Source organism: Pseudomonas sp. URIL14HWK12:I5 (assembly GCF_900176445.1).
Classification (GTDB): domain Bacteria; phylum Pseudomonadota; class Gammaproteobacteria; order Pseudomonadales; family Pseudomonadaceae; genus Aquipseudomonas; species Aquipseudomonas monteilii.
The window spans coordinates 60,909-73,343 of sequence record NZ_FWXQ01000008.1; the positions used below are offsets into that span (position 1 = coordinate 60,909).

10 protein-coding genes are annotated in these 12,435 nt (G+C 63.5%); 2 read left to right on the forward strand and 8 right to left on the reverse strand.

The window, feature by feature from the left end; genetic code table 11:
- The first annotated feature begins 133 nt into the window (after positions 1-133).
- Positions 134-1,393 carry a response regulator gene (locus tag B9A31_RS18790; RefSeq protein WP_019096489.1) on the forward strand — a complete coding sequence of 420 codons (1,260 nt, stop codon included), beginning with the start codon at positions 134-136 and terminating at the stop codon, positions 1,391-1,393.
- 30 nt (positions 1,394-1,423) lie between these two features.
- On the opposite strand, the gene B9A31_RS18795 is transcribed toward B9A31_RS18790, so the two are convergent.
- On the reverse strand, positions 1,424-2,452 hold the full coding sequence (locus B9A31_RS18795) for a GGDEF domain-containing protein (RefSeq protein ID WP_016714437.1): 1,029 nt from the start codon (positions 2,450-2,452) through the stop codon (positions 1,424-1,426).
- Between the two features lie 98 nt (positions 2,453-2,550).
- Entirely contained in the window at positions 2,551-3,735 is a 1,185-nt protein-coding gene (gene desA, locus B9A31_RS18800) for a delta-9 fatty acid desaturase DesA (protein WP_019096488.1), read from the reverse strand.
- A gap of 146 nt (positions 3,736-3,881) precedes the next feature.
- Here desA and dibA point away from each other — a divergent pair, with 146 nt between their 5' ends.
- A complete protein-coding gene (gene dibA, locus B9A31_RS18805) occupies positions 3,882-5,777 on the forward strand; it encodes a phosphodiesterase DibA (protein WP_084297252.1) in 1,896 nt (631 codons plus the stop codon).
- A gap of 31 nt (positions 5,778-5,808) precedes the next feature.
- On the opposite strand, the gene B9A31_RS18810 is transcribed toward dibA, so the two are convergent.
- From B9A31_RS18810 to B9A31_RS18835, 6 genes are all read right to left on the reverse strand, one after another.
- Entirely contained in the window at positions 5,809-6,453 is a 645-nt protein-coding gene (locus tag B9A31_RS18810; RefSeq protein ID WP_008096606.1) for a methionine ABC transporter permease, read from the reverse strand.
- On the reverse strand, positions 6,443-7,552 hold the full coding sequence (locus tag B9A31_RS18815) for a methionine ABC transporter ATP-binding protein (RefSeq protein WP_084297253.1): 1,110 nt from the start codon (positions 7,550-7,552) through the stop codon (positions 6,443-6,445). The genes B9A31_RS18810 and B9A31_RS18815 overlap by 11 nt, the downstream gene beginning before the upstream one ends.
- A gap of 1 nt (position 7,553) precedes the next feature.
- Positions 7,554-8,354, reverse strand: a complete 801-nt coding sequence (locus B9A31_RS18820; RefSeq protein ID WP_019096485.1) for a MetQ/NlpA family ABC transporter substrate-binding protein — start codon at positions 8,352-8,354, stop codon at positions 7,554-7,556.
- Entirely contained in the window at positions 8,347-9,738 is a 1,392-nt protein-coding gene (locus tag B9A31_RS18825; protein ID WP_084297254.1) for an LLM class flavin-dependent oxidoreductase, read from the reverse strand. The genes B9A31_RS18820 and B9A31_RS18825 overlap by 8 nt, the downstream gene beginning before the upstream one ends.
- A complete protein-coding gene (locus tag B9A31_RS18830) occupies positions 9,738-10,919 on the reverse strand; it encodes an SfnB family sulfur acquisition oxidoreductase (protein WP_025754086.1) in 1,182 nt (393 codons plus the stop codon). The genes B9A31_RS18825 and B9A31_RS18830 overlap by 1 nt, the downstream gene beginning before the upstream one ends.
- Before the next feature lie 79 nt (positions 10,920-10,998).
- The gene (locus B9A31_RS18835; RefSeq protein ID WP_019096909.1) at positions 10,999-12,240 is read right to left on the reverse strand and encodes an SfnB family sulfur acquisition oxidoreductase; all 1,242 of its coding nucleotides are present in this window, start codon (positions 12,238-12,240) and stop codon (positions 10,999-11,001) included.
- Positions 12,241-12,435 lie beyond the last annotated feature (195 nt).

The following is a 12,435-nucleotide window of genomic DNA, read 5'->3' on the forward strand; positions in this document are numbered from 1 at the left end:
CGCGCTTCAGAAAAAACCCGCCTCGGCGGGTTTTTTTTGTGCCCAGAAAAGCCCTGGGGCGCTATCGTTAGCGGAGGATTTGCTTTGGAAGCTGCGACGGACTGTGTGTCAGGCTAATCAGGAGCTGTTGGCGATGAGCGCTGCAAACCCCACCGCACCACACGTACTGATTGTCGAGGGTGATCCCTGGGTACGTGACATGCTCAGCGAGATGCTGCTCAGCGTGCGTTGTGATGCCCGGCTGCAGGTATGCGCCGACGGCTCGCAGGCACTCAACCTGTTGGCCAACAAGCCTGACCTGATCATCGCCGCCCGCGAGCTGGCCGGTGTCGACGGCCTGGACCTGCTGCGCAAGGTCCGCGCCAAAGGGCCGGGCTTGCCGTTCATCCTCATGAGCAACCGCAGCGACAGCGCCAGTGTGCGCGAGGTGTTGCCTCTGCACCCCACCGCCTACCTGAGCAAACCACTGAACCTGGACAACCTGCGCAAGCGCCTGGAAGAGCTGCTGGTGGCCGTTGGCGAAGAAATCGCCTGCCCGGTGCCGGCCTTGCCGGCTGGCGCCAGCCTTCCCGCTTACCTTGAGCAGCGCCGTGCTACCGCCGATGGTGGGCCGCTGTTGGCCGATGTGCAGGTGGCGATCAAGCGAGCGCTCAACCCCCAGGGCCTGAACCTGAAGGTGCTCGAAGAGGAAGTGCGTAACGACCCTCAGGTTACCGCCGTGTTGATTGCCGCCGCCAACAGCGCCGCGCTGCACCGTGACGCCCCGGTACAAACGTTGCTGCAGGCCTTGAACAAGCTTGGCAGTACCCAGAGCATGAACCTGATCCTGGGCATGACCCTCAAGCGCAGCGCACGCCTCAGCGACCCGTTGCTGGCGGAACATGCCGCCCGTTACTGGGACCTGTCGCTGCACACTGCCGAATATGGCCGTACCTTGGCGCGCATGCTCGAACTGGACGAAGGGCGTTGCTATTGCGCGGGTTTGCTGCATTGCCTGGGTGACTTGGCGGTGTTGCGCTGCCTACAGGAGTGGCGCCTGGCCGGCGGCGAGCTGGACGAGGACAAGGTGCAGCTGTCGCTTGACGAATTTGGTGCGGCGTTCGGCTCGGCGCTGCGTACCCGCTGGCGCTTGCCCTTGGCGCTGCGGGAGTTGATCGCGGCCATTTACCAGCTTGGCGGTGGTGTCTATTCGCGGGAGATTCTGGCCATGAACCTGGCTGGGCAGTTGTCGCGGCTGCCGGCCGAGCAGGGGATGGAGAAGGTAGCCAGTGGCAAGACCGCGCGGTTGCTCAAGCTGGGTTTGCCGGAGTTGAGCCGCCTGCGCAAAGTGGAGAATCCGGATGTGAAGCCACAGGAAGAGCCGCCTTTGGCTGAGGCGGAAGTTTCCAGCTGAGGACTAGGGGCCGCAAAGCGCCCCCAAAGGCTAGCCGCAGACGATCTGGTTCTTGCCCTGCCGTTTGGCCTGGTACATTGCCGCATCGGCCCGGGCATACAGGCTATCCAGCGTCACATCTTCATCCGTTAGCGCAGTTAGCCCCTGGCTCACTGTCACCCCGTACACCTGCTCTTCATGGCTAAAGCTCAAACGCTGAATCGCCCGCTGCAAGCGTTCGGCAATCTGTTCTGCCGCCTGGGCATTGCAACCCGGGAACACCGCCGCGAATTCCTCACCACCAATACGCCCGAACAGGTCGCCACGGCGTAGCACGGCCTTGCCGCTGTCGGCGATGCGTTGTAGCACCTGATCGCCTTCCTGGTGACCGTAGCTGTCGTTGATGCGCTTGAAATCATCGATATCGAGCAGCAAAAAGGCCAACGGTGTGCCGTCTTCGCGGGCGCTGTCAAAGGCTCGCTGGGCGCACTCGAAGAAGTGCCGACGGTTACTGCTTTGAGTCAGCACGTCGGTGGTGGCCAGGCGTTGCAACTCGCCTTCAAGCTGCTTCTTTTCAGTGATGTCTTCGGCGATGCCGACAATGATCACCCGGTCGCCGTCGTGCTGCTGGTTGATGTAGCACTTGTCACTTAGCCAGCGCAGTTGACCGTCGGCATTGAGAATGCGGTATTCGCGGTCTTCCACCGAACCTTTGAGCAGCACCTGGGCCAGGCTGCGCTCGGCGTACTCCAGGTCGTCGGGGTAGATGCTGTCGCGCCATTCGTTGTAGTCGGCCAGCACCAGGCTGACCGGGCGGCCGAAGATTCGCTCGTAGGCGGGGCTTACGTACAGCACCTGGCGGGTTTCCCAGTCGAAGGCCCAGAGCACCGCATTGACACTGTCGAGCAGTGAACTGAACAGTTGCTCGCGTTCGCTCAGGCGGGCGACTTCGCCTTGGGCGTGGAGCAAGGCCAGCAGGGTCTGGGCGGCTTCAGGAGGCGGAGTGCCGGGCAGGATCGTGGGGATGTTCTTGGCCATGTGCACGAATCGGGTCTCGACTTGAAAGCGTGCGGCCAGCATCCTGCCCGCCACGCGGGCGATGTGCGATTTTGAGTGGTGGCGAGGGGGCGAAGTTCCGAACGGCATGCCCCGAAAGGGGGCATGCCGACTAACGGCGGTCAGGCGCCGGAGGGGCGTAGGGAATAGGTTTTCAGCTGCGCTGCGAAGTCGCGCAGGGCATGAATGCCGCTGGTTTCGGCTTCGTGTACCCAGTCCTTCATGGCCGCTAGCATGTCGTGCCCGTTGGCGCTGGTGCGCGCCCAGATCTGCTGCAGGGCCAGGCGTTTTTCGTAAATGGTCTTTAGCGCCTGGCTGTGCGCAAGCATGGACTCGATGCGCATGTGGTGGCGGTCTTCCAGCAGGCTGGTTTCACGCGACAGCAGGCGCTTGGCGCGGCGGAAGTGGTGACTTACCGACGCGTCTACCCGGGCCAGCTCCTGCTTGACCAGCGGGCCGATCACAAGCTTGCGGTACTGCGCCATGATCTGGAAGCGGTTGTTGAGGATGGCCATGGCGGTGTCCATGTCCAGGCTGGCCTTGCCCGCCACCCGGTGAGCGATCGGCGCCACACGCTGCACCTTGGCCAGGCGCAACAGGCAGAACAGGCGTATCCAGGCCCAGCCCATGTCGAACTCCCAGCGCTTGACCGACAGCTTGGCCGAGTTGGGGTAGGTGTGGTGGTTGTTGTGCAGTTCTTCACCCCCAATGACGATGCCCCATGGCACCAGGTTGGTGGCAGCGTCGCGGCATTCGAAGTTGCGATAGCCCAGTGCGTGGCCCAGGCCGTTGACCACGCCGGCCGCCCAGAACGGAATCCACATCATCTGCACGGCCCAGATGGTGATACCGATGGTGCCGAACAGCAGCAGGTCGATGACGGCCATCAGTGCAATGCCGCCCAGCTTGTAGCGCGAATAGAGGTTGCGCTCGATCCAGTCCTCCGGGCAGTTCTTGCCATAAATGCGCAGGGTTTCGGGGTTGCGCGCCTCTTCCCGGTACAGCTCGGCACCCTTGCGCAATACCGTGCTCAGGCCTTTGTGAACAGGGCTGTGCGGGTCGTCGGGGGTTTCGCATTTGGCGTGGTGTTTGCGATGGACAGCGGTCCACTCGCGTGTGTTCTGCGCCGTGGTCAGCCACAGCCAGAAGCGGAAGAAGTGCTTGAGCGCGCCGTTGAGCTCCAGGGCCCGGTGCGCGGAGTAGCGATGCAGGTAGACCGTGACGCTGACAATGGTCACATGGGTCATCAACAGAGTGATGCCGACCAGTTGCCAGGCCGACAAGTCGAGCAGGCCGTTGTACCACATAGGTGTAAAAACCCTCGGAATGCAGGAGGAGGGGCTGATTATCCCTCGGGAGGGAAATAAAACCAGTCACCCGTTCAGATAGGAGGTCACGACATGTTTCAGCCTTTATACTGCCCCATTATTTCTGATGGGCTATCCCACCCGACATGTCTGTTTCCGTTCGCGACGCCTTGCGCATGGCTGCGCTGTATGTGGTGCTCTCGATCCTCTGGCTGGTGCTGGCCGAGGTGGTGCTGCACGGCATGACTGACGATCCCCTTGCATTGACCGTGGGGCGGCAGATCAACGTGGTGCTGTGGGTGCTGTTCAGTGCCTTGCTGATTTACGTGTCGCGGGTGCGTCTGCTGAAATTCATCGGCCGTGGTGCCCGCTTGCGTTGTGAAGACCGGGAACGGCTGCGCATGGCGGCTGCGGTGTTCGACAGCACACTCGAAGGGGTGCTGGTCACGGACCGCCACGGCCTGATCGTGCACGTCAACCGCGCGTTCATGCGCATCACAGGCTACCAACAGGATGAGGTCATCGGGCAGCGCCCGAACAAGTTCAAATCAGGCCGCCATGGGTTGCCGTTCTACGAGCAGATCTTCGCCACGCTGGCCGATAAGGGCGAATGGAGCGGGGAAATCTGGAACCGGCGCAAAAGCGGCGAAATCTACCCGCAATGGCAGACCATTCGCGCCATTCGCGGCGACGATGGTGAACTGAGCCATTACGTGGCGGTATTCAGTGACATCAGCGCAATCAAGCATTCTGAGCAGGAACTGGCCTACCTGGCCCACCACGACCCGTTGACCGGCCTGCCCAACCGCCTGCTGTTCACCGACCGCGTCGAGCAGGCCTTGGCGGCGGCCCAGGCCAACAAGCGCGGTTGTGCCCTGTTGCTGCTGGACCTGGACCACTTTCAGAGCATCAACGATGGCCTGGGCCACACCATCGGTGACCAGTTGCTGAAGCTGGTGGGCGAGCGCCTGGGGGAGGTACTGGGTGCAGGCGTGACCTTGGCGCGCCTGGGTGGCGACGAATTTGGCGTGCTGGCGGAGAACTGCCAGCAGGTCGGCCAGGCGGGCAAGCTGGCGCAGTGCATCATCGAGCGTATGCGCGAGCCGTTCCAGTTCGATGGCCATCGCCTGTTCATCAGTGTCAGTGCGGGCATCAGCCTGTTCCCCAGCGATGCGTTGAGTGCCGAACAACTGCTGCGCAATGCCGATTCGGCGCTGTTCAAAGCCAAGAGCAACGGGCGGGCGTGCTATGCGCTGTATACCGAAGAGCTGACCGCCCATGCCCAGCACCGGGTAGAGACCGCCGGTGATCTGCGCCGGGCCCTGGAGCAGGATGAGCTGCGGGTGTACTTCCAGCCGGTACATGACCTGGCTTCAGGCCGACAAGTCGGGGTCGAAGCGCTGGTGCGCTGGCAGCACCCCCAGCGCGGCCTGGTGCCGCCGGGCGAGTTCATCCCGATTGCCGAGCGCACGGGGCTGATTGCCGAGATCGACACCTGGGTGCTGCGCCAAGCCTGCCGACAAATGGTGCAGTGGCAGGCTGAAGGCCGGCAGCTGGCGTTCGTGGCGGTAAACATCTCCAGCCGCCTGTTTGGCCAGCACGAGTTGTACCGGCAAGTGGCCGAAGTGCTGCACGAGACGGGCCTGGCCCCGGCCATGCTGGAGCTCGAAGTAACCGAAAGCGCGGTGATGGAAGACCCGGAAGTGGCACTGGAGCAGTTGCACCGGTTGCGTGAGCTGGGGGTGACCTTGGCCATCGATGACTTTGGCACCGGGTATTCGTCGCTGCTGCGGCTCAAGCGTTTGCCGGTGCAGAAGCTGAAAATCGACCAGGGCTTCGTGGCCGGTTTGCCGCACGATGAAGACGACATCGCGATCGTGCGGGTGATCATCGCCCTGGCCCACAGCATGGGTATGCAGGTGCATGCCGAGGGCATCGAACTGGCAGAGCAGGCCAGCTTCTTGCTGCAAGAGCAGTGTCAGCTGGGGCAGGGCTACTGGTTCGGGCGGCCGGTGCCGGCTGGGGATCTTCGCTGGGATTGAGATTGCCGGGGCCGCAAGGCGGCCCCGGCATTCAACGCTTGTTCAAACCCTTCGCCAAGCGGTCCCCGCCCAGCTGGATCAACGCCACCAACGCCACCAGCATGGCGATCACGGTCAGCATGATCTGGCTGTCGAAACGCTGGTAGCCATACCGGTAGGCAATATCCCCCAACCCCCCCGCACCAATCGCGCCGGCCATGGCCGAAGAGTTGATCAGGGTTACCAGGGTAATGGTGAAGCCGCCGACAATGCCGGGCAGCGCCTCAGGCAAGAGCACATGCCAGACGATGTGCCAGCGTCGGCAGCCCATGGCCTGCGCAGCTTCCACCAGGCCATGATCCACTTCGCGCAGGCTGACCTCGGCAATCCGCGCGAAGAACGGGGTGGCGGCAATGGTCAGCGGCACCACCGCCGCCCATACGCCGTAAGTGGTGCCTACCACCAGGCGGGTAAAGGGAATCAGCGCGACCATCAGGATCAGGAACGGGATCGAGCGGAACAGGTTGACGAAGGCGCCCAACACGCGATTTAGCAGCGGTGCTTCGAAGATGCCACCTTTGTCGCTGGTGACCAGCAGCACCGCCATCGGTACCCCTACCAGCAGGGCGATCAGCGACGATACGCCGACCATCAACAGGGTATCGAGCAAACCTTCCAGCAGGCGATCAAACCACATGGCCCAGTACCTCCACGTCCTCGGCCCAGCGGCGGGCGCGCTCCAGTAATTGATGAGTGTCATGCGGCGAGTGCCGCACCGACAGGATCAGCTGGCCCAAGACATGTTCGCCAATGGTCTCCACGCCGCCCTGCAGCAAGCGCACACGCCCACCCAGTTCGTTGAACAGGGCAGACAGTTCAGGTTCGCCCAGCACCGTCAGTTTCAACACCACGGCACTGTCGCGGCTCGCCCGGCTGGCTTGCAGGCTGGCTTGCAGCGCGGCAGGCAGCCTGGCCTGCAGTGGTGCAAGCAAGGTGCGGGTGACCTCGTGGCGAGGCGAACCGAACACCCGCCAGACCTCGCCCTGTTCGACCACTTCGCCACGCTCGAGCACCACCACCCGGTGGCAGATATCGCGGATCACGGCCATTTCGTGGGTGATCAGCACGATGGTCAGCCCCAGGCGCTGGTTGATGTCGCGCAGCAGCTCAAGGATCGAGGCCGTGGTTTCCGGGTCCAGCGCGGAGGTGGCCTCGTCGCACAGCAGAATCTCGGGGTCGTGTACCAGCGCCCGGGCAATACCGACGCGCTGCTTTTGCCCGCCGGACAGCTGCGCCGGGTAGACGTGGTGTTTTTCCTGCAGGCCAACCAGCTCCAGCAGTTCACGCACCTTGCGCTGGCGCTCGGCCTTGGCCACACCGGCCACTTTCAACGGCAGCTCGACGTTCTGCCACACGGTTTTGGCCGACATCAGGTTGAAGTGCTGGAAGATCATGCCGATGCGCCGACGCAGCGCCACCAGGTGGTCTTCGTCGAAGGGGGCGATGTCCACCTGATCGATCAGCACCCGGCCCTGGCTGGGTTGCTCCAGCCGGTTGATGGTGCGCAGCAGCGATGACTTGCCGGCCCCGCTGCGGCCGATGATGCCGAAGATCTCGCCATGACGGATGTTCAGGTCGATGCCTTGCAAGGCCGGTTGTGCCTGGCCAGGGTAGGTCTTGCCCAGGCCGATGAAGCGCACATGGGCTTCATTGACCTCCGGGCGCAGGGCCTGTTCCTTGACCGTTGGCGGCAATGGTTGGGGGGTAGGCGCCCTGAGCGCGCTGGCCTGGCTCATGTCAGCCTTCCCAGCCGGCCTGGTAGAGCTTGCCGTGGGCTTTGTCGAGCGCTGCACGCACGGCTGGCGAGTGCTGGTAGATGTCGACGAACTTGGCCAGGCGCGGGTCGTCCTTGCTCTGTGGGCGAATGACGAACTGGATCACGTATTCCTTGTTCTCCAGGCCGTCGAAAAGCAGCGCAGAGCCTGCGTCGAAGCTGTTGGCCAGGCGGATGTAGGCCGGGTACCCCTGCACCAGGTCGGCGTCATCGTAAGCGCGGACCAGCTGAACTGCCTCGACCTGAAGGATTTTCAGTTTTTTCGGGTTGGCGACGATGTCGTCCTCGGTGGCCTTGTAGCCAACGCCCGGCTTGAGGGTAATCAGCCCGGCCTTGGCCAGCAGTTGCAGGCCACGGCCGCTGTTGATCGGGTCGTTGGCAATGGCCACGCTGGCGCCTTCAGGCAGCTCGGCAAAGCTTTTGTACTTTTTCGAGTACAGGCCAACGTTGTTGATGATGCCCGGTGCATAAGGCACCAGGTTGAAGCCAGCAGCTGCCTTGGCGTTTTCCAGGAACGGGATGTGCTGGAAGTAGTTCACGTCGATGTCGCCGCTGTTGAGGCTGACGTTGGGTGCGATCCAGTCGCTGAACTCGATCAGCTTCACTTCCAGGCCTTGTTTGTGCGCTTCTTCCACGGCGGCTTCCAGCGGTATCGCAAAGGCCGAGGTGGTGCCGATCTTCAGTGGGTCGGCTGCCAGGGCGTGGGCGGACAGGCCAAGGGTGAGGGCAATGGCCGCGACGGGCCGGAACAGTTTCTCAAGCATGGTGCGGGACTCCAGTCGGGGCAGGGGAAGGGACAAAACGATAGGCCGAACCAGGGTGATCGGCGGGCAAGTGCGGGTGGTCGGACTGGAACAGCTTCTCGCGCAGGGTGCCTTCGGCGTAGGCCGTCTTGTAGCGGCCACGCCGCTGCAGTTGCGGGATGACCAGGTCGATGAAGTCTTCGAAGCTTTCCGGGGTGACGGTACGGGTCAGGTTGAAACCGTCCAGGCCGGTTTCATCAATCCATGCGATCAACTGATCGGCCACCTGTTCGGGTGCGCCGACCAAGGTTACGTAGCGGCCACCGAGGGCGTGCTGCTCAAGCAGACGGCGGCGGGTCCAGGCGTTGTCTTGTAACTGGCGCGTGGCGGACTGAATGGCGTTGCCCTGGCTGAAGCCGATTGGCTCATCCAGTTCATAGGCCGCAAAGTCTATGCCGGTGGATGCAGCGAAGTGCGCGACGCCGGCTTCAGGGCTTGCATGGCGCAAGTACTCGGCATGCTTGGCCTGGGCCTCTTGCTCGGTGGCTGCGACGATTACCGTGATCCCCATGAACACCTTGATTGCCTGCGGGTCGCGGCCGGCCGCTTGCGCAGCGGCGCGTACCTTGTCGACCTGGGCGCGTGTGGCCGCTTTGTCCTGGCCACTGATGAACACGCATTCGGCGTGGCTGCCGGCAAAGGCCAGGCCGCGCTGCGAGCTGCCGGCCTGGAACAGCACCGGCGTGCGCTGTGGCGAGGGTTCGCTCAGGTGATAGCCCTCGACGTTGTAGAACTCGCCGTGGTGGCTGACTTTGCGCACCTTGTCGGGCTGGGCGTACACGCGCTGCTGGCGGTCGGCGACCACCGCATCGTCGGCCCAGCTGCCTTCCAGCAGCTTGTACAGCACCTGCAGGTATTCGTCGGCCTGGTCGTAGCGGCGGTCATGCTCCGGTTGTTGCGCCAGGCCCATGGCCCGGGCGGCGCTGTCGAGGTAGCCGGTGACGATGTTCCAGCCCACCCGGCCATTGCTCAGGTGGTCGAGGGTGGACAGGCGGCGGGCGAACAGGTACGGCGCCTCGTAGGTGAGGTTGGCGGTAAGGCCGAAACCCAGGTGGCGGGTAACTGCTGCCATGGCCGAGACTAGCAGCAGCGGGTCGTTGACCGGCAGCTGGATCGACTCCTTGAGGGTGACGTCCAGCGACTGGCCGTAGATGTCGTAGGTACCCACGATGTCGGCAATGAACAGCCCATCGAACAGGCCGCGTTCCAGCAGGCGTGCCAGGTTGGTCCAGTAGTCCAGGGTCTTGTACTGGGTCGAGGTGTCCCGTGGGTGGGTCCACAGGCCGTGGTTGATGTGCCCGATGCAGTTCATGTTGAAGGCATTGAACAGGAGCTGCTTGGCCATCAGATAGTCCCCCGGCGTGGCGGGTTGGCATCGTTGAGGTAGTAGTTGCCGATGGCGTGGTACTTCCAGCGCACCGGGTCGTGCAGGGTGTGCACGCGAGCGTTGCGCCAGTGTCGGTCGAGGTTGTGTTCGGCCAGGGTGGCCTGGCTGCCGCCCAGTTCGAACAGGGCGGTACCGGCGGCAAGGGAAATCTCGGTGCTGATGGCCCGTGCTTCGGCCACGGCGATGGAGGCGGCGGCCACATTGTCGGCGGTGCTGTCGTCGCGGGCGCGGTCGAGGTATTCACCGGCGCGTTCCAGCAGGGCCTCGGCGGCGTGCAGGCGGATGGCCAGGTGGCCGAAGCTTTTGAGTGTCAGCGGGTCATCGGTGGCCTTGTCCAGCCCGGAATCGACCCACGGGCGGCTGCGGGTACGCACGAAGTGCAGGGCATCTTCATAAGCGGCGCGGGCGATGCCGGTGTCGATGGCGGCATGAAGGATCTGCGCCAGCGGGCCGACCGGAGTAGGGCGCTCGAAGGCGCTCTGGAACGGCACGACGTCGGCAGCGCTGACGTACACGTTGTCGAACACCACCGAGCCACTGCCGGTAGTGCGTTGGCCGAAACCGCTCCAGTCGTCGATCACTTGCAGGCCCTGGCTGTCGGCCGGGACGAAGGCCAGTTGCTGTACGCCTTGGTCATCAACGACCGAAGTCGGGATGCGCTGGGCATAAATGGCGCCAGTCGAATAGAACTTGCGGCCGTTTATGCGGAAACCGTCACCATCTCGGCTCAGGCGAGTGGTGCGCTCGTTGGCGGTCTTGGTGCCCAGCTCGGCCAGGGCGTTGCCGAAACGCCTGCCGGCCAGTACTTCGGCGTACAGGCGTTGCTGCTGCTCGGGTGTACCGTTTACCCGTAGTACTTCCAGGCCGTAGAAGTGGTTTTGCGGGATTTGCCCGAGCGAGCCGTCGGCCTGGGCGATACGGGCGATGACCTTGGCCAGGGTGACGTTGGACACGCCAGCGCCGCCGAAGGCCTTGGGTACGCTGATCGCCCACAGGCCGGAGCGGGTGAACAGCTCCAGTTCGGCGTGTGGCAGGCGGCGTTCGCGGTCGCGCAGGGCGCTGTCGCGGCGCAGTTGCTGGGCGATGTCTTCGGCGACTGCCAGGGCTTCGGTGTCGCTGGTGATGATATTTGTAGTCATGGTGTTCTCCGGGGGCCGCTGCGCGGCCCTTCGCGGGCTCGCCCGCGAAGGGCTGCGCAGCGGCCCCAAAGGCAGCAAATCAGATCCAGGAATGCCGCGCAGGCAGGGTGCCGTTGAGGTGGTACGCGCCCACCGCGTGGTACTTCCAGCGCACCGGGTCATGCAGGGTATGCACCCGGGCATTGCGCCAGTGGCGGTCGAGGTTGAATTCGGCAAGGGTGGCGCGGCTGCCGGCCAGCTCGAACAGCTTTTCGCTAGCCTGTAGGGCAATCTCGGTGGTCAGCACCTTGGCCTCTGCCACGGCAATCGAGGCTCGCGCCGCACTGGCTGCGTCGATTGGCGCGGCATTGACCTCGTCCAGTACCCGCGCAGCCTTGCTCAGCAGGGCTTCGGCGGCGTGTAGCTCAAGCTTCAGGCGGCCGATGTCGGCGATTACATACGGGTCGTCGCTGGCGCGGTCCACGTTGGCTTCGATCCACGGGCGAGACTTTTCGCGCACGAAGGTGATCGCATCATCAATCGCTGCTTCAGCGATGCCGGCATCAATTGCCGCCTGGATCAGCTGTGACGCCGCACCCTGGATGTTAGGGATCTCACGCTGGCGCCAGTTGTCGATCACCAGCTCCACGTCGACCGGCACCTGGTCGAGCAGCACGGTGCCGCTGGCGGTGGTACGTTGGCCAAACCCGGACCAGTCATCGACGATGCGCAACCCCGGGCTGCCGCGGCGCACGAACGCCAGGCGCTGGCGGCCCTCGTCGTCCAGTGCCTTGACGGCCACCCAGTGGGCGAACAGGGCGCCGGTGGAATAGAACTTCTCGCCGCTGATGCGATAGCTGTCGCCAGCGCGAGTGATCCGGGCCTTGAGGGTGAGGGTGTCTTTGGTGCCGCGTTCGGGGCCGGCATTGCCGATGCGCCAACCGTCGAGCACGCTGCGGAAGATCAGCGCCTGTTGCGCCTCGGTGGCTGTCAGGCGAATCAGTTGCAGCATGCCGAACTGGTTCTGCGGGATCTGCCCCAGAGCCGGGTCGGCGGCGCTGATCACGCGGAACACTTCGGCAACGGTTTCGAACGACACGTCGGGGCCGCCGTGGGCCTTGGGTACGCTGATGCTGCCCAGGCCGCTGCGGGTGAACAGTTCGATCTCGGCCCAAGGCAGTTTGCGTTGCTGGTCGCGGCGTGCGGCCTGCTCGCGGGCGACCTCAGCCAGTTCGCGGGCCGCTTGCAAGGCTTCGGCGTCGTTGCGCAGAACTTTGGCCGGCAGCAGCAAGGGCGAGCTGTCGAGATCGCTGTGGAATTGGGTGTTTGGCTGGCTGGACATCAGTACCGCTCCTTGGCTGCACTCAATGCCCTGGCGTTACGCACTGGGGTGATTGTGATCCTGACCATTCCTGACCTCACAAAAAAGTTGTGCCGCTACAGCTGATCGCGACAGATATGTGCTGGTCCGGTGGTCCGGTTTATATACCCTAATGCTTTATAAAAAGTTTATGAACTAACTCTTTGGAATATGTAT

Bases quoted from the DNA above. Each gene is read 5' to 3' on its own strand.
- B9A31_RS18790 (WP_019096489.1), top strand. From the start codon at position 134: ATGAGCGCTGCAAACCCCACCGCACCACACGTACTGATTGTCGAGGGT.
- B9A31_RS18795 (WP_016714437.1), bottom strand. From the start codon at position 2,452: ATGCTGGCCGCACGCTTTCAAGTCGAGACCCGATTCGTGCACATGGCC.
- desA (WP_019096488.1), bottom strand. From the start codon at position 3,735: ATGTGGTACAACGGCCTGCTCGACTTGTCGGCCTGGCAACTGGTCGGC.
- dibA (WP_084297252.1), top strand. From the start codon at position 3,882: ATGTCTGTTTCCGTTCGCGACGCCTTGCGCATGGCTGCGCTGTATGTG.
- B9A31_RS18810 (WP_008096606.1), bottom strand. From the start codon at position 6,453: ATGTGGTTTGATCGCCTGCTGGAAGGTTTGCTCGATACCCTGTTGATG.
- B9A31_RS18815 (WP_084297253.1), bottom strand. From the start codon at position 7,552: ATGAGCCAGGCCAGCGCGCTCAGGGCGCCTACCCCCCAACCATTGCCG.
- B9A31_RS18820 (WP_019096485.1), bottom strand. From the start codon at position 8,354: ATGCTTGAGAAACTGTTCCGGCCCGTCGCGGCCATTGCCCTCACCCTT.
- B9A31_RS18825 (WP_084297254.1), bottom strand. From the start codon at position 9,738: ATGGCCAAGCAGCTCCTGTTCAATGCCTTCAACATGAACTGCATCGGG.
- B9A31_RS18830 (WP_025754086.1), bottom strand. From the start codon at position 10,919: ATGACTACAAATATCATCACCAGCGACACCGAAGCCCTGGCAGTCGCC.
- B9A31_RS18835 (WP_019096909.1), bottom strand. From the start codon at position 12,240: ATGTCCAGCCAGCCAAACACCCAATTCCACAGCGATCTCGACAGCTCG.